The organism is Streptomyces sp. NBC_00075 (assembly GCF_045041225.1).
GTDB lineage: Bacteria > Actinomycetota > Actinomycetes > Streptomycetales > Streptomycetaceae > Streptomyces > Streptomyces adonidis.
This window is the reverse complement of the sequence record NZ_CP108243.1, coordinates 1,988,979-2,004,402: the sequence shown is the minus strand read 5'-3', so window position 1 is coordinate 2,004,402 and position 15,424 is coordinate 1,988,979. Positions and strand designations below refer to the sequence as shown.

The 15,424-nt window shown below is 71.7% G+C and carries 15 protein-coding genes and 1 pseudogene; 3 read left to right on the top strand and 13 right to left on the bottom strand.

Annotation, left to right across the window (positions count from 1 at the left end):
• Positions 1-17: 17 nt before the first annotated feature.
• The gene (locus OG787_RS08630; RefSeq protein ID WP_405534790.1) at positions 18-890 is read right to left on the bottom strand and encodes a hypothetical protein; all 873 of its coding nucleotides are present in this window, start codon (positions 888-890) and stop codon (positions 18-20) included.
• Between OG787_RS08630 and OG787_RS08625 the strand changes: the two genes are divergently transcribed.
• Positions 889-1,812, top strand: coding sequence for an alpha/beta fold hydrolase (locus OG787_RS08625; RefSeq protein ID WP_405534789.1), 924 nt, complete (start codon positions 889-891; stop codon positions 1,810-1,812). The two genes, OG787_RS08630 and OG787_RS08625, sit on opposite strands and share 2 nt — an antisense overlap.
• Here the strand turns inward: OG787_RS08625 and OG787_RS08620 are convergent.
• Together OG787_RS08620 and OG787_RS08615 are read right to left on the bottom strand one after the other, a co-directional pair.
• A pseudogene (locus OG787_RS08620) lies at positions 1,805-2,634 on the bottom strand (alpha/beta fold hydrolase). The gene OG787_RS08625 and the pseudogene OG787_RS08620 overlap by 8 nt on opposite strands.
• Entirely contained in the window at positions 2,631-3,545 is a 915-nt protein-coding gene (locus OG787_RS08615) for a LysR family transcriptional regulator (protein ID WP_405534788.1), read from the bottom strand. The pseudogene OG787_RS08620 and the gene OG787_RS08615 overlap by 4 nt, the downstream one beginning before the upstream one ends.
• 153 nt (positions 3,546-3,698) lie before the next feature.
• Between OG787_RS08615 and OG787_RS08610 the strand changes: the two genes are divergently transcribed.
• Positions 3,699-4,871, top strand: a complete 1,173-nt coding sequence (locus OG787_RS08610) for an acyl-CoA dehydrogenase family protein (RefSeq protein WP_405534787.1) — start codon at positions 3,699-3,701, stop codon at positions 4,869-4,871.
• Positions 4,872-4,884: 13 nt separating this feature from the next.
• Here OG787_RS08610 and OG787_RS08605 read toward each other — a convergent pair whose 3' ends face one another.
• From OG787_RS08605 to OG787_RS08595, 3 genes are read right to left on the bottom strand one after another with little or no spacing between them, the layout of a single operon-like run.
• The gene (locus OG787_RS08605; RefSeq protein WP_405534786.1) at positions 4,885-5,538 is read right to left on the bottom strand and encodes an RraA family protein; all 654 of its coding nucleotides are present in this window, start codon (positions 5,536-5,538) and stop codon (positions 4,885-4,887) included.
• Complete coding sequence (locus OG787_RS08600) at positions 5,535-6,206, bottom strand: RraA family protein (protein WP_405534785.1); 672 nt, start codon at positions 6,204-6,206, stop codon at positions 5,535-5,537. Before OG787_RS08600 ends, OG787_RS08605 begins: the two co-directional genes overlap by 4 nt.
• Positions 6,203-6,886, bottom strand: coding sequence for an RraA family protein (locus OG787_RS08595; RefSeq protein WP_405534784.1), 684 nt, complete (start codon positions 6,884-6,886; stop codon positions 6,203-6,205). The genes OG787_RS08600 and OG787_RS08595 overlap by 4 nt, the downstream gene beginning before the upstream one ends.
• A 74-nt stretch (positions 6,887-6,960) precedes the next feature.
• Between OG787_RS08595 and OG787_RS08590 the strand changes: the two genes are divergently transcribed.
• A complete protein-coding gene (locus OG787_RS08590) occupies positions 6,961-7,851 on the top strand; it encodes a LysR family transcriptional regulator (RefSeq protein ID WP_405534783.1) in 891 nt (296 codons plus the stop codon).
• A gap of 29 nt (positions 7,852-7,880) precedes the next feature.
• Here the strand turns inward: OG787_RS08590 and OG787_RS08585 are convergent, their stop codons facing one another.
• From OG787_RS08585 to OG787_RS08555, 7 genes are read right to left on the bottom strand one after another with little or no spacing between them, the layout of a single operon-like run.
• Positions 7,881-8,828 (bottom strand): sugar phosphate isomerase/epimerase family protein, encoded by a 948-nt coding sequence (locus OG787_RS08585; protein WP_369030413.1) that lies wholly within the window; start codon positions 8,826-8,828, stop codon positions 7,881-7,883.
• Complete coding sequence (locus OG787_RS08580) at positions 8,825-9,433, bottom strand: nucleoside deaminase (RefSeq protein ID WP_405534782.1); 609 nt, start codon at positions 9,431-9,433, stop codon at positions 8,825-8,827. The genes OG787_RS08585 and OG787_RS08580 overlap by 4 nt, the downstream gene beginning before the upstream one ends.
• Positions 9,434-9,472: 39 nt before the next feature.
• A complete protein-coding gene (locus OG787_RS08575) occupies positions 9,473-11,005 on the bottom strand; it encodes a GMC oxidoreductase (RefSeq protein ID WP_405534781.1) in 1,533 nt (510 codons plus the stop codon).
• Between the two features lie 47 nt (positions 11,006-11,052).
• The gene (locus tag OG787_RS08570) at positions 11,053-12,183 is read right to left on the bottom strand and encodes an ROK family protein (RefSeq protein ID WP_405534780.1); all 1,131 of its coding nucleotides are present in this window, start codon (positions 12,181-12,183) and stop codon (positions 11,053-11,055) included.
• Between the two features lie 17 nt (positions 12,184-12,200).
• On the bottom strand, positions 12,201-13,622 hold the full coding sequence (locus OG787_RS08565) for a carboxylesterase family protein (protein WP_405534779.1): 1,422 nt from the start codon (positions 13,620-13,622) through the stop codon (positions 12,201-12,203).
• A complete protein-coding gene (locus OG787_RS08560) occupies positions 13,619-14,500 on the bottom strand; it encodes a carbohydrate ABC transporter permease (RefSeq protein ID WP_405534778.1) in 882 nt (293 codons plus the stop codon). The genes OG787_RS08565 and OG787_RS08560 overlap by 4 nt, the downstream gene beginning before the upstream one ends.
• Positions 14,497-15,423: a carbohydrate ABC transporter permease gene (locus OG787_RS08555; RefSeq protein ID WP_369030408.1), complete on the bottom strand. Its 927-nt coding sequence runs from the start codon at positions 15,421-15,423 to the stop codon at positions 14,497-14,499. The genes OG787_RS08560 and OG787_RS08555 overlap by 4 nt, the downstream gene beginning before the upstream one ends.
• Between the last annotated feature and the right edge of the window lies 1 nt (position 15,424).

Below are 15,424 nucleotides of genomic sequence, written 5' to 3'. Positions count from 1 at the left end.
GATTCCCTTTCCGGGAGTCAGGTGAACGTCACCTCCGCCGTGGCGTGTTGCTTCTCGCGAGCGGTGCTGACGCGCAACTCGGCTCCCTCGCCCGTGAGTTGGCTCTCGGCCAAGAGGTGCTCGCCGGCGAACGCCGGTTGCCGTAGCCGGTAGGACAAGGAGCGGACCCTGCGCTCCGGGGCGTTGCGGCGGGCCAGTTCGAGCATGAGCAGTGCCAGCAGTGGGCCGTGGACGACCAGGCCCGGATAGCCCTCCGTGTCCTGGCAGTACGGCGTGTCGTAGTGGATGCGGTGGGCGTTGGCGGTGAGCGCGCTGAAGCGGAAGAGGAGGGTCGGGTCGGGCTGGAGGCGTAGGTGCCAGGGGCTTGTCGGGGCAGGTGCGCGGTCGGTCGGTGTCTCGGCGTGCCGCCTGCCGGGGGCGCGGCCCGACCGGTAGACGATGTCCTGTTCCTCGACGACGCACGTACGGCCGTACTGCCGGAACTCGCGGCGTTCCGTGACGAACAGGAGTTCCCCCGTGCGGCCCTGCTTCGGTGAGACCGCGCTCAAGCTGCTGATCCGCTCGGCCGGTTCACCGAGGCGCAGTGGCTCGGCGATCTCGCAGCGCCCGCCGGCCCACATGCGCTGCCGGTCGGGGACGGGCGGCAGGAACAGCGCGTCCCGCAGGTGTCCGTCGGGGCCGAGTGCGTGCTGGGGCGGCCAGTGGAGGAAGTAGAACCACTGCCACAGCGGCGGCAGCGGGTCCCCGGCCCCGGCGACCGTCTCGGGCAGATCGAGAAGCGCGGACACGGCCGCCACCGGGCCCGGCGGCAGCGGGTCCTCGTCCCTGACCGGCTCGGGGTGCCACGACTCGACGTACGAGGCCAGCGGGGCGGGGGAGGAGGGAGGCATGGTCGGGGAGGTCCTTCCGGATCGAGATGCCGGGCGTCTTGGCGGGAGACGGGATTGGTCCTGGAGTCCGTCGGCGGTCTCTGGTGCACTCTTTGTCGTGGAATTGACCAGTGAGAAAGTGTGTCTTCGTGTCGACGGTGTGGGTGCCGGTCGGGTTGGCGTTGGTGTCGAGGTCGCCGCCATCCGCCGTGGCGGAGAACAACACGCCCCCATTGTCTTTCTGCACGGCTTCGGTTCGACGAAGGAGGACTACGCCGACCTCGCGTACCGGCCCGAATTCGCCGGGCGGCCGTTCCTCGCGTACGACGCGCCGGGATGCGGGGACAGTGCGTGCGACGACCTGGCGGGGATGTCGATCCCGTTCCTGGTGAAGACCGCCCGGGCCGTGCTCGACAGCCTCGGAATCCGGCGTTTCCATCTCGTCGGCCATTCCATGGGCGGACTGACCGGGCTGCTGCTGGCGCACGAGGAACCGGGCCGTGTGCTCAGCTTCGTCGACATCGAGGGCAATCTCGCCCCCGAGGACTGCTTCCTGAGCAGGCAGATCCTCACCCACGCGACGGACGATCCCGAGACCTTCCTCGCCGACCTCACCCAACGGGCCCGCCAGGCACCCTCCCTCGCCAGTGCCCTCTACGCGTCGAGCCTGCGTCACAAGGTCCGCCCCGGGGCCGTACGCGGAATCTTCGAGTCGATGGTCGGCCTTTCCGACCACGGCGACCTGATGAAGAAGTTCCTGTCGCTTCCCTTTCCGCGCATGTTCATGTACGGCGAGCAGAACGCTTCCCTTTCCTATCTGGGCGAGTTGACTTCGGGCGGTGTGGAGCTGGCGGAGATTCCGCACAGTGGGCATTGGCCCATGTATTCCAACCCGGTGACGATGTGGGACCGGATCGCCGATTTCCATGCCCGGATCAGCTGAGGAAGTCCTGGACCAGTTTCCCGGCCTCGTCCCGGCACTCCTCGAAATACGCGTGCCGGGCGCCTGGGAACAGGTGCGTCCTGGTGTCCGGGATGCGGGCGGCGAGCAGCGGGACGTTGTCCGGCGGGGTGAGGCGGTCCTCGTCGCCGTGCAGGATCAGTGTGGGCGCGGTGATCAGGGGGAGCACCTCCCAGGCGTCGTGCGTGTTGCTGGCGATCAGATGGCCGTGGCGGGCGTGCGGGGGCATGTCCGGATCGCCGAGGGTGGCGTACGGGCCGGGGTGGCCGGCGAGCCAGCCGGGGGAGTACATCAGGTCGATCAGCGCACCGCGTACGGCGGCCGGGTCGGGCCCGGCCAGGGCGCGCCGTACGGAGACGTCGCGCTCTACGGCGTACGGCCCGCCGGGGGAGGTGCAGCCCAGGACGAGTCGTCGGACCCGGTCCGGGTGGCGGGCGGCGATCCTCCCCCAGAGGGGGTACCCCCAGCGACCCGGCCGCCCATGGACGTGCCGTAGACGTCCGCGCGCTCCACCCCCAGGTGGTCGAGGACCGCGATCGCGTCCTCGGCGAACTGCCGGGTGGAGTAGCCCTGTCGGGGCTTGTCGCTGGCGCCGGTGCCCCGGTGGTCCATGGTGATCGTGCGGTGCGTGGCGTCGAAGTCCTCGCGCGGGCCGTCCCACCAGTGGTGGTTGTTGGCCTGGCCGGCCAGGAGCAGGAGGGAGCGGGCCGTATCGTCATGAGCGCCCTGGTGCTGATAGGCGAGGGCCGTGCCGTCCTGGGCTCGGGCGACGGCGTGGAGTCGGCGGCCGGTGGTGTCTGTCATCGGTTCCAACGTCCTTCTTCCACTGCTGAGTTGATATGGCCGACCAGTTCCCGCGCGACCACCTCCACGGCCGGTGGTGTCCGGCCGGACCTCGATGTGGCGAGCACGATCGACCGCCACACCTCGGGCTCGCACAGCGGCGCCGCGCTCAGCGTGCCCTGGGCGACGTCCTCCGCGATGCCCACGCCCGGCAGGATCGTCCAGCCGTGCCCGGCCAGCACCAACTGCTTCTGTACGCGCATCGAGTTGGTCTGGACGGCGATGTCCAGGGCCGCCCCCGCCCGCGCCGCCGCCCCGTCGATGAGGGTGCGCAGGGCGTGGCCGGCGGCCGGCATGACCAGGGGGTGCGCGGCGGCCTCGGTGAACGGGACGGGCCGGTCGGCGCGGAGTCCGGCGGCCGGGGGAGCGACCGCCCACAGGCGTTCCCGTACCAGCGGAAGGGCGTTGAGGGACGGGGTGCTGTCGAGGTTGTAGAGGAGCGCCAGGTCGAGGTCGCCCTCGTCGAGCCACTGCTGGAGGTGCCCGGAGTAGGCGGTGAGCAGGCGCAGTTCGACGCCCGGGTGGTCGCGGGTCACGGCCGACACCAGCGGCTCGGCGAGCAGGTCGCCGGTGCTCTCCAGGAGGCCGACGGTGACGATGCCGGTCACCTCGCCGGGGGTCGGCTGGATCTCGGCACGGGCGCGTTCGAGTTCGCCCAGGGCGCGGCGGGCGCGGTCCACCATGATCGTGCCGGCCGGGGTGGGGCGCATGCCCTGCCGGGTCCGTTCGAAGAGGGGGACGCCCAACTCCTCCTCCAGCGTGCGGATCTGGCGGGTGACCGCCGGCTGCACCAGGCGCAGCAGCTCGGCGGCGCGGGTCACGCTGCCCACCTCGGCCACGGTGACCAGCGCCCTGAGCTGCTTGACGTCCACGGGTGAGCCTCCGGTGCCCGCTCGGTGCGTGTGCGGCGCGTCATGCGAGCCACGCATGATCCCATCACGTATTGCTATTTCACTTGCGGTCGCATGACCATTCATGATGGTACGCCCGGGGTGCGGGCGAGTCGGACGAGGGAGCGGAACCGTATGAGCGCACTCGACACACTGTCCGAGGAAGAGCGGTCCGTCGTCGGTACCGTGCGCGACTTCGTCGACAGGGATGTCAGGCCCGTCGTGCGCGAACTCGAACACGCCGACACCTACCCCGAGGCCCTCATCGAACGGATGAAACGGCTCGGCGTCTTCGGGCTGGCCGTCCCGGAGGAGTACGGCGGCACCCCGGTCTCCACCCCCTGCTACGTCCTGGTCACCGAGGAACTCGCCCGTGGCTGGATGAGCCTGGCCGGGGCCATGGGCGGGCACACGGTGGTCGCCAAGCTGCTGGTCGCCTTCGGTACGGAGGAGCAGAAGCGCCGTTGGCTGCCCCGGATGGCCACCGGTGAGGTCCGCGCGACCATGGCCCTGACCGAGCCGGGCGGTGGCTCCGATCTTCAGGCCCTGCGGACGGTCGCCCGCAAAGACGCCAACGGCGACGGTTACGTGGTCAACGGTGCGAAGACCTGGATCACCAACTCCCGGCGCTCCCAGCTGATCGCCCTGCTCTGCAAGACGGACCCGGACGCACAACCGGCTCATCACGGCATCTCCGTCCTCCTCGTCGAGCACGGCCCCGGACTCACCGTCTCGCGTGATCTGCCCAAGCTCGGCTACAAGGGCGTCGAGAGCTGCGAGCTGACCTTCGAGGACCACCGGGCACCAACGGACGCTCTCCTGGGCGAGGTTGAGGGCAAGGGCTTCGCCCAGATGATGAAGGGTCTGGAGACCGGACGCCTTCAGGTCGCCGCCCGTGCGCTGGGTGTCGGCCGGGCGGCCTTCGAGGACGCCCTCGCCTACGCACAGCAGCGCGAGTCGTTCGGCAAGCCGATCTGGCAGCACCAGTCCATCGGCAACTACCTCGCCGACATGGCGACTTCGCTCACCGCCGCCCGTCAACTCACCCTCTACGCGGCCCGGGAGGCAGACGCGGGCCGACGGGTCGACATGGAGGCGGGCATGGCCAAGCTGTTCGCCTCGGAGACCGCGATGCAGATCACCCTCAACGCCGTCCGGATCCACGGCGGTTACGGCTACTCCACCGAGTTCGACGTCGAACGCTACTTCCGTGACGCGCCGTTGATGATCGTCGGCGAGGGTACGAACGAGATCCAGCGGAACGTGATCGCGAGCCAGTTGGTGAAGCGGGGCGGACTCGACAACTGAATCCGACCGGACGTCATGAGCCATGGCCCGTCTGTTCCCTGAGGCCGTAGAGGTCGAGTGTGGAGACACCGGCGCGGATGGCGGCGAGGGCCCGGCGCTCGTCGGCGACCCGGGCGTCCGAGGCGTCGAGAGTCGCGGGCACGGCCGCCGCCGGTACGACGACCACGCCGTCCGCGTCACCGACGACCAGGTCACCGGGCCGGACGACCACCCCGCCCACCCGGACCGGTACGCCGAACACGCCCGGGTGCTCCTTGCCGGTGCCGACCACCGTGACGTGCGGTGCGAAGACGGGGAAGCCAAGCTGCGCCTGCTCGGCGACATCCCGTACCCCGCCGTCGACGACCAGCCCGAGCAGGCCGCGCTGCTGGGCGGCCACGGCGAGGATCTCCCCCCAGTGGCCGTGCGCGGCACCCCGCAGATCGACGACCAGGACACTGCCGACCGGCGCCTCGGTGACCGCGCGGTGCAGCGCCAGGTTGTCTCCGCCGACACCCTGCACGGTGAACGCCGGCCCGGCCACCCGGGCCCCGGACCAGACGGCACGGAGTGCGGGGGTACAGACGCGGGTGTACGAGGAGGACGCCTCGTAGAGGGTGGCGGTGCTGTGGCCGCGCGCGGCGTCGGAATCCGTATCCGTGCCCGCCCTCGTACCCGTGTCCGTCATGACTGCCTCGTCTGGAGATGGTGGTAGCCCGACTGCTCGCGGGCCGCCCGCAACGTGCTGCCCGCGCGCACGGCCTCGACGATGTCCGCCTCGACACGTTCGATCCGCTCCGCGCTCTCCGTGATCCGTTCCGCGTCCGCTGCCGGGACGGCGACCACTCCGTCCGCGTCGGCGCATACGAGGGTGCCGGGCCGGATGTCGACGCCGGAGATCGTGACCGGCTCGTTGACGGCCGTCAGACGCACCCGGTCCTTGCCGGTCCGCATGAAACGGCCCCGGGTGAACAGGGGGTAGGTGTGCGCGAGTGACGCCGACACGTCCCGGCAGACACCGTCGATCACGGTGCCGGAGATGCCGCGTACGGCCGCGATCCCGGTCATGATGCCGCCCCACACGGTGACGTCGGTGCGTCCGCCGTTGTCGATGACGATCACCGCGCCCTGCGGTACGTCGTCGAGGAAGTCGCCGACCGTGCCTCGGCCCGTGGTGTCGTCCAGCGGTGCGTAGCGCACGGTGAAGGCGGGGCCGACGGCCCGGAAGTCGTTCGCGAGGGGAGCGAGGCCGTGGACCGCGCCCGGGACGCCGGCCCGGTCGAGGGCGTCCGAGACGGCTGCGGTGGGCAGGGCGCGGAGTCGGCGCAGGACGTCGGCGTCGATGTCGTACGTCATCGGGTGCCCTCCGTTCCGGCCAGGCGGGCGTCGCGCATCGCGCGGGGCAGCGGGACTCCGGCGCGTACGTCGGCCTCGATGGCCGCCTCACGTTCGGCGAGGCGTCGCGCGGTCTCCAGTACCTGCGGGGCCCGCTCGCGGGGGACGACCACGACGCCGCCCTCGTCGGCCAGCACCACGTCGCCGGGGTGGACGGTCACCGCGCCGAGGGCGACGGGCTCGCCGGTGGCCCGCTGGCGCAGGCGTCCGCGTGCCGTCGCGGGCACCTGGGCGCGGGCGAAGACGGGGAAGCCGAGCTGGCGGGCCTGGCCCACGTCCCGGCAGGCGCCGTCCGTGACGACACCCCGGACGGAGCGCACCGAGGCGCCGACGCTCAGGATGCCGCCCCACGAAGAGACGTCCGTACGGCCGCCGTTGGCGACGACCACGACGTCGTACGGCCCCGCGGCGGCGATCGCGTCCGTGTGGATGTGGGCGCCGGTGCCGGTGTGTTCGTCGGTCAGTGGTTCGAGTTCGACGGTCACCGCGAACCCGGCCACCCTCGGACGGCCCCACATGGGCCGGAGGCCGCCCTGCCCCGGTGGCAGTCCGCAGGCGTCCAACGCGTCGGAGACCGTGGCGGTGTCCAGCGCTGTGAACTGGGTCAACAGGGTCGCTTCAGGTGTCGTGGCGGTGCTCATGGCCCTCAGTCAAACAAGACCGATTCATATACTGAAGGTCTGGTTTCCTCTCCCTTCGATATGCGGAGCGACTGATGATCGAGGTACGGCAGGCCCGCTATTTCCTGGCCGTCGCGGAGACCCTCCACTTCGGCCGCGCCGCCGAGCAGCTTGCCATGTCGCAGCCGCCCCTGAGCCAGGCGATCCTCCAGCTCGAACGACGCCTGGGTGTCCGGCTGTTCGACCGCAGCGGACGTCAGGTCACGCTCACCGAGACCGGCCGGGCGTTCGCCGCCGAGTGCCGCACGCTGGTGGCAGCCGCCCGGCACGCGGAGGAGGTCGCGACGCAGGCCGAGGCCGGCCTGGTCGGCACCCTGCGCATCGGCGTGGTCACCTCGGCGCTCAGCGAACCCCTGCTGGGCACCCTCGCCGCCTTCCGGCAGGCCCGCCCGCGCGTCGAACTGCGGATCACCGAGTGGGACACCGGATCGGCCCAACAGGCCCTGCTCCAGCACGAGATCGACATCGCGGTCGTCCGGCCCAGCGCACCGGTCCGTGGGCTGCGCGCCCGTCCCTGGCGTCACGACGAGTTCGTGATCGCCCTTCCGCCGGACCACCCGCTCGCCGCCGACGCCCCGCACCCCGTCGACCTCGCCCGTTTCGCCGACGACCCCTGGGTGTGGCTGCGCCGCGAGGCCTCACCGGACTACCACGACCAGCTCATGGCCACCTGCCGCAGAGCCGGACTCACCCCGGACGTACGCCACCTCGCCCAGTCGATCCTGACCCAGCTGGCGATGGTGCGCTGCGGCCTGGGCGTCACCCTCGTCCCGAACATCACGGCCGCCTCGACGGAACCCCCGGTCCCGTTCCGGCCGCTCAAGGCCCGCGCCGACCTCGTCGAACTCTCACTCGTGTCGCGGGACGGCGGTACGGAGGAACCCCTGACCCGGGAGTTCCTGCACATCGCCGATATCGCCGGGTGACGGGACGGGCCCCGGAGGGGGCGGTCATGTCACGCGAGGGCCCGCCGTGCGACAGCCACCCCCGCCCGCAGCGCAGCCACCGGATCCGGTGCCTCGTCCAGCTCGATGAGCACCGTGCCGGCGCCGGGTGTGCGGGACATCGCGTCGGCCCAGCCGGGCCAGTCCACGATGCCCGTGCCCAGTTCCGTCATGTAGGGCTGCTGCTGGGCGAACACCGTCTCGTCGATGGTGAGTTCGACGTCGATCGGCCGGACCGCGTCCTTCCAGTGCGCCAGTGCGATCCGCTGCGCGTGCCGACGCGCGACGGCCACCGGATCCCCGCCGCCGAGCGCGATGTGGCACGAGTCCGGGCACAGCCATACATAGCGCGGGTCGGTCAGCGCCATGAACAGGTCGATGTCCCGCTCGTACCAGAGCGTGCTGTTGGACTCCGTGTGGAAGGCGAGCCGCACGCCGTGCCGGGTGACCGCGTCGCCGACCGCGTGGGCGATGTCGGCCATCCGGGACATGTACGCGGCGTCGACGAAGAAGGGCGGGAGCGTCCCGAACGTCGTCCGCATGGGCAGCCCGGCGATCAGGAGGTCCGCCCCGACCTCGGCGAGGAAGGCCGCGCGCCGCTCGGCGTCGGCGACGATCGCGGGCAGGTTGTCGCCCTGCCGCCAGTCGGGGGCGTCGCTCCCGGCGATGAACGCGCTCACGACGCTCAACCCCCGTGCCTCCAGCGCGCGCCGGAACGAGGACGCGCTGCCGAACGCCCGCAGGGCCGACTCGATGTCGCCGGGCGCGAAGGTCAACTCGATACCGGTGACCCCGGCCTCGGCCAGCGCGTCCAGTACCCGCTCCCAGAAGCCCCCGGGGTCGGCGAGCGCCAACTCCCTTACGGCGTCCGCGGTTTCGAGCCCCCAGAACGCCGGGTGGTAGAAGGTGATGACGTCGGTGGCGAACCGCGGTTCCGCGTGGGCGGTCGGCGGAGTCACTCCGCACCCCCACGGGCGTTGTAGACGACCACACCGTCGGCGTCGACCGCGTCCCGGTAGTTCCGGAACACGGCGAGCGCCTCCTCCCGCAGCACGTCCTGTACGACCTTGATGCCACGCGCCTCGAACTGCTCGGCCCAGTCCGCGCCCAGCGGGCCCTCGTCGAACGTGGTGATCTCCTCCAGCTCGGGTCCCTCGCCCGCGACCACCAGACCGCGCACCCCGGACCACAGGGTCGCGCCGTAACACTGCACGCACGGACGCCAGTTGACGACCAGCTCGTGCGCCGCCAGGCCGTCTCCGCCCAAGTCCCAGCCGCCGAGCGCCGTTTGGGCCAGCCCGAGGGCGACGACCTCGGCGTGCGCGCTGGAGACACCGGAGGCGAGGACGACGTTCACGCCGACCGAGACGATCCGGCCGGTGTCCTGCTCGGCGACGAGTGCCGCGAACGGACCGCCGTTGCCCTCACGCCAGTTGCGGTCCGCCAGGCGGTGCACGAGACGCATCCGGTCGTCGCGGTCCGGGACGACGCCGGGCACGTCCGCCAACTCGTCGTCGATCCAGGCCGGCAGCGCCACCCGGTATTCCCTCGCGATCTCGATCACGGTCCAACTCCCTTGCGGTGTACGGCGGTTCAATAGAGGTCAGTGCGCGGTGAGGGCGGTGCGGTGAGCCGCGACGGCACGGGCCGCCCGTACGGCCGTCACCGCGCCCGTGAGGGTGACGTTGGCGGCCATCGCCGTGGGGATCACGCCGTTGCCGGCGAGGTACAGGTTGTCGAAGCCCCACACCCTGCCGTCCGGGTCGCACACGCTGGTGCCGTCGTCGGCCGTACCCGAGCGGACCGTGCCGGTCACGTGCAGCGACGAGCCGGGCGGCAGCAGCGCCGACTCGGTCGCCGGATCGAACGGGCCGAACTCCTCGGCGATCGCCCGGACTTCGTCCAGCGCGCGCCTGAGCAGTGCCCGGTCGGCGTCGGAGTAGGCGAACTCGACGCCTATGCGCGGCAGTCCGGCGAGATCGGTGGCCGACTCCGAGAACACGAGCCGGTTCTCGGGACGCGACTCCACGGGGACGTACAGCGCGAGGCCCACGTTGTGCGCGAGGGGCCGGCCGGCCTCGTCCACGTACGTCCGGTTCATGATCTGGCCGTGGAACGGCTGTGCCGCTCCGTTCCGTGGCAGCCACAGCGAGTCCGTGCAGAACTCGCCGACGCGGGCCAGCGGCAGGGCGTCGAGGGCGATGCCGAACCGGTCGAGGTCGAGCAGCACCCGGCCGGTGACGAAGGCGTGCTCGTTGAGGTGGCGGCCCAGGGCGTCGGGGCGGATGCCCGAGGCGAACAGGAGCTGCGGGGTGCGCAGCGCGTCGGCGCACACCACCACGGTGTCGGCGTGGAGTTCGGACTCGGCGCCGTCGGTGACGCGCCGCAGCCGGGCGCCGGCGATCCGGCCGTCGTCCTCCGACACGATGAGCGAGGTCGCGAGGGTGCCGGTCACCAGGGTGAAGGCGGGGTCCCCGCCTGCCGCGATCGGAGGGAAGATCGTCCCCGGGGCGGTGCGTGGCAGCGGGCCCGAGGGCGTCGCGGTGACCGCCATGGGCATGGGCTGCGGACGCCGGTCATGGGGTCCGGTGCCGTCGTAGCGTCGGCGCAGGACGTCGAGGACCAGTTCGCCGACCTTGGTCGGGCCGATCGGGGCGGGTGTGACCGCGAGCATCCGGTGGGCGGTGGCCAGATCCGCCGCCCAGCCTGCCGGGTCGCCGAAGTCGAACACCTCGTCCCCGGCGGGCCACGGCGTCGCGGCCGTCCAGTGCACGCCCATGCCGCCCGCGTTCCACGCGAGCGCCGTCGCGGGCATCGCCTCGGCGTCCTCGCCGAAGGCCAGCGCGTGGAACATGCCCGGCGTCAGAGCGTCGAGGCCGTCCGCGACCTCGCGCACCACCTCGGCGCCCGTGTACATGCCCTGGATGCCGGAGGTGACCTGCTCGTTGTAGCGCTCCCACAGGACCGGGTCGTCGACGTCGTGCAGATGCACACCGGGGGCCGTACCGATCGCCTCGCCGCCGTCGACCATCGTGATGCACAGCGCCGGATCGGTGTCCCGCAACAGCCGGGCCACGACGGCTCCCATGATGCCGCTGCCGACGACGAGGACATCGGTGTGGGGGGTGTCGGTCACAGTGAAGCTCCATGTCTTGTACCGCGGTTGACGCAGATGAGGGCGCGCTACACGCTGTGGACGAGGGGGCCGAACAGCTCGGTGTCCATGCGGTCGAGGGCCAGCTTGACGGCTCCGACGAGCGGGGCGTCGCGGCCCAGGAGCGTGGCACGCAGTTCGACTGCGGGGTTGCGGGCCTCGCGCAGCGCCGCGCGCACCCGGGGCAGCAGCATGTCGGCCGCCTCCTCCAGGCCGCCGCCGAGCACGATGAGCGAGGGCGCGACGGTCCACGACAGGGTCGTGAGGATCGACGTGATGTGCTCCACGAGTTCGTCGACCTCGCCGAGGGCGGTCGCGTCACCCTTGCGGGCCGCCTCGAACCGGCCGAGCGCGACCGCGCGTTGGGCCGGATCCGGCGAGGTGAGCCAGGCCACCGGGTGGTTCTCGACCGAGTTGGCCGGGATCGAGGCCGCCTCGACGATCTCACCCGCGGCGCCGTCGAGACCCCGGTGCACGGCCCCTCGGATGAGGATGCCGAGTCCGGTCCTGTTCCCGAGCATCGCCCACACGACGTTGTCGTGGTCGCCGGCCACGCCCCGCCAACGCTCCGCGAGGGCACCGAGGTTGGTGTCGTTGTCCGCGAACCACGGCACCCGGATGCGTCGCGTGAGCTCCTCGGGCAGGTTCACGCCTTCCCACCGTGTCGTGTGGACCAGTCGGCGTACGACTCCGTCGTCGTCGATGGCACCGAGGCCCGCGACCGCGCCGGCCCGCAGCCGGTCCACCGACCCGCCCGCGTCGTCGAGCGCCTCCAGCACCAGCGCGGCCACGTCGTCCAGGGTGGCCTGGGGATCCTGGTAGGCGCGCAGCGGCCGGTGGGCCCGGCCGAGGATACGGCCGCGGACATCGGCGACGACCGCGGACGCGCCCGAGGTGGTGATCTGCGCCGCCGCCAACAGGGCGTGTTCGGCGCGCAGTTCGTAGCGTCGGGCGGGGCGCCCGGCGCAGCCGCTGGTCGGTACGCGCTCCAACTCCGTGACCCAGCCCGCCTCGACGAGCGAGTCCAGGATGAGTTCGATGGTGCGGCGCGAGAGACCGGCCCGCTCGGCGAGCGCGGTCAGCGTCATCGGCTCGGCCGACACCGCCAACGCCCGCAGGATCACCGAGGTGTTGACGCGTCGGACCGCGGTCTGGTTCATGCCGTTCATCCCGGACCTCAGCATGCCCCCACCACCCCGGACACCGCACGCGCGACGGGATCGAACACGCCCGTGGTGTCGGCCACGACCGCTGCGCCGGGCCGACCGTACTCGCGCGCCGGATCACCGGGCTCACCGGTCGCCCGCGCCCAGCCCGGCTCCCGGCCGTGGACGAAGCCGACGAGATCGGTGTGCGTGGCTGTGGCCAACTCCGTGGGCGGGTACGGCCCGAGCGCCTCCGCGCAGCCCGGTGCGTCGAGTACGTCGAAGAAGAACGGGATGTCCACGCAGTGCGCGGAGCCGCCGAGCACGGGGGAGGGCCACTCGAAGGAGTACAGCCAGGTACCGGCGTCCGCGTCACGACGCGCCGCCGCCACGCGTGGACATGCGGCACGGAACAGGGTGTCCGTCGCCCTGGTGCCGGCCGCGCGGGCGGCGGCGAGTTCGGCGGGGCTGTACGGGCTCGGGTGCGGGTTCTCCGGCGCGGCGACGCAGTCGAACTCGTCGCCCGTCGCGCCGAGCAGCAGAGGTACGCCGTGTCCGTGCCGCGCGAGTCCGTCGGCGACCGGCACCGGCAGGATGTCGTCGCCGACGATCGGGCCCAACGGGAGGATGTCGGCGCCGAGTTCGTCCCGCAGTGCGACCACGGCCTCCTGGAGCTGCTCCACGGGACGGTTGCCGAACCCCGCCCGTGTCGACGGCACGCCCACCCGCTCCCCGAGCCGCTCGACGAACTCGCGGGCGACGACTCCGTCCCCGTCGAAGAGGCCGCCCGACAGGCTGACCGCCCGCTGGAAGAGGCCGCTCGCGGCGGGCGACGAGAGCAGCGCCAGCACCGCCGCGCCCCCGGCCGACTGACCGGCGACGGTGACCCGGCCCGGATCACCGCCGAACGCCCCGATGTTCTCCTGGACCCAGTCGAGCGCGAGCAGCAGGTCGCGCAGACCGAGGTTGGTGGGTACGCCGTCCAGCGGGGCGAATCCGTCGACGCCCAGCCGGTAGCCGACGGTGACGCAGACGACGCCGTCCCGGGCGAAGGAACGGCCGTCGTACCAGGGACTCGCCGGGCTGCCCGCGAGGAAGCCGCCGCCGTGGATCCACACCAGGACGGGGAAGGGCGCGTGATCGGCGGCCGGGGAGGGCGCCGGTGCGACGACGGAGAGGTTCAGGATGTCGTCGCCGGGCACCGACGGCTCCGGGATCGTGGTCGTGGCGAACAGCGGAACGCGCTGCGAGGTGGGCCCGGGCCGGGACGCGTCGAACGGCTCCGGGAACCGGCCGCGTCGGACCGGCGCCGCGAACCGCCGTACACCGGAGGGCTGTTGGGCGTACGGGATGCCGAGGAAACGCTGGACGGGGCCGCTGCGACGGCCGACGACGGCACCGGCGGGGGAGTGCACGGTGACGGCGATGTCGGCGGCGTCGTCCACGGCGGTCACCGCATTCCCGATCCGGAGATGCCCTGGACGAAGTAGCGCTGGAGGAACAGGAAGAGCACCAGTACCGGCAGCATCACGACGATCGCGCCGGCGAGCAGCAGGCCGTAGTCGGTGACGTGGGCGGCCGCCTGGCTGGCCGCCGCGAGGCCTACCGGGAGCGTGTAGGTGTCCATGCTCTGGGCGACGATGAGCGGCCAGATGAAGTTGTTCCACGAGGTGAGGAACGACATGATCGTGATCGTCGCGACCGCCGGGCCGGCCAGCGGCAGGAAGATCCGGAAGAAGATCCGGAACTCGCCCGCGCCGTCGATCCGCGCCGCCTCCAGCAGCTCGTCGGGGACGGACATCGCGTACTGCCGCATGATGAACACCGACAGCGGCAACGCGACGCCGGGCAGGGCGATTCCGGTGAGGGTGTCCGCGAGCCCCATGTCCACGGTGAGCACGAACTGCGGGACGAACACCGTGGTCAGCGGCACCATCATCGCCGCCATCACCGCGCCGAACGCGAGCCGCTTGCCGGCGAATTCGAGCTTGGCGAGCGCGTAACCGGCGGCCGACGCGGCCACGATGTTGCCCACCACCACGAGGCCCGCGACCACGACGCTGTTGGCGAGGAACCGTCCGAAGCCCTCGGTCCGGAACAGCCGGGTGAAGTTGTCGAGGGTGACGTGGTGCGGGAGCCAGGCGCCGGGGTCGGAGCGGATCTCGTCGAGGCTGCGCAGTGAGCCGCTGGCCACCCAGACGAACGGGAGCAGGGTGAGCAGCGCGCACAGAACCAGTGCGCCGTACAGCAGCGGCCGGGAGAGGGAACGGCGGGGCGCGGCGGCCAGGTCGGTGGTCGCGTGGGCGTTCGCCGGTGCGGCGAGGGCGGTCATGTGCGGGACCTCAGCAGTCGGAACTGGACGATGCTCACCAGGGCCACCAGCAGCAGCATCACGAAGGACGCGGCCGAGGAGACCCCGAACTCGCCCGAGCCGAACTGGCGGTAGGTGTACAGCGCCATCGACTCGGTGGAGCCCAAGGGGCCACCGTTGGTCAACAGGTAAGGCTCGTCGAAGACTTGGAGATAGAAGACGGTCAGCAGCACCGACACCATGAGGGTGGTCGGCAGCAGCAGGGGCAGGGTGATGTGCCTCAACTGCCGCCAGCGGCCCGCTCCGTCGAGGGCGGCGGCCTCGTACACGTCCTGCGGGATCGCCTGCAACCCGGCGAGGAACAGCACCATCGCGGTGCCGAAGTTGCGCCAGATGCCGAGCAGGATGACGACGGGCATCGCCAGGTTCTGGTCGTCCAGCCAGTTCGGTCCGGCGAGGCCGACCGCGCCGAGCACCTTGTTGACGGTGCCGTCGGCGTTGAAGGCGTACTGCCAGATCAGGGCCACCGCCACGATGTTGGTCACGACCGGCGCGAAGAAGACCGTACGGAACACCCCGCGCAGCCGCCGGATGCCGGAGTTCAGCGCGAGCGCCAGCGCGAATCCGATGCCCATGGTCAGCGGCACCCCGACGACCACGAAGAGGGCGGTGTTCAGGATGTCCCGCAGGAAGCTCTCGTCCTGGAACAGCCGGAGATAGTTCTCCAGCCCCGTGAAGTTGACCGCGAACGGGTGCCGCAGGTCCGCGCCCCGGAGGTCGGTGAGGCTGAAACCGAGCGCGGCGACGGTGGGGATCGCCGTGTAGAGGAGGAACACGACGCCGAACGGCGCGAGGAACAGCCAGGCGACGGCGGTCCGCCGACCGCCCCGGGGGCTCCGGGAGCGGCGCGCCCGGCGCGGCGCCCCCGGACTGATGGTGGTCATC

Excerpts from the sequence above, each read along its gene's own strand:
- OG787_RS08625 (WP_405534789.1), top strand. The coding sequence starts at position 889 with ATGGTCGGGGAGGTCCTTCCGGATCGAGATGCCGGGCGTCTTGGCGGG.
- OG787_RS08630 (WP_405534790.1), bottom strand. The coding sequence starts at position 890 with ATGCCTCCCTCCTCCCCCGCCCCGCTGGCCTCGTACGTCGAGTCGTGG.
- OG787_RS08610 (WP_405534787.1), top strand. The coding sequence starts at position 3,699 with ATGAGCGCACTCGACACACTGTCCGAGGAAGAGCGGTCCGTCGTCGGT.
- OG787_RS08605 (WP_405534786.1), bottom strand. The coding sequence starts at position 5,538 with ATGACGGACACGGGTACGAGGGCGGGCACGGATACGGATTCCGACGCC.
- OG787_RS08600 (WP_405534785.1), bottom strand. The coding sequence starts at position 6,206 with ATGACGTACGACATCGACGCCGACGTCCTGCGCCGACTCCGCGCCCTG.
- OG787_RS08595 (WP_405534784.1), bottom strand. The coding sequence starts at position 6,886 with ATGAGCACCGCCACGACACCTGAAGCGACCCTGTTGACCCAGTTCACA.
- OG787_RS08590 (WP_405534783.1), top strand. The coding sequence starts at position 6,961 with ATGATCGAGGTACGGCAGGCCCGCTATTTCCTGGCCGTCGCGGAGACC.
- OG787_RS08570 (WP_405534780.1), bottom strand. The coding sequence starts at position 12,183 with ATGAACCAGACCGCGGTCCGACGCGTCAACACCTCGGTGATCCTGCGG.
- OG787_RS08560 (WP_405534778.1), bottom strand. The coding sequence starts at position 14,500 with ATGACCGCCCTCGCCGCACCGGCGAACGCCCACGCGACCACCGACCTG.
- OG787_RS08555 (WP_369030408.1), bottom strand. The coding sequence starts at position 15,423 with ATGACCACCATCAGTCCGGGGGCGCCGCGCCGGGCGCGCCGCTCCCGG.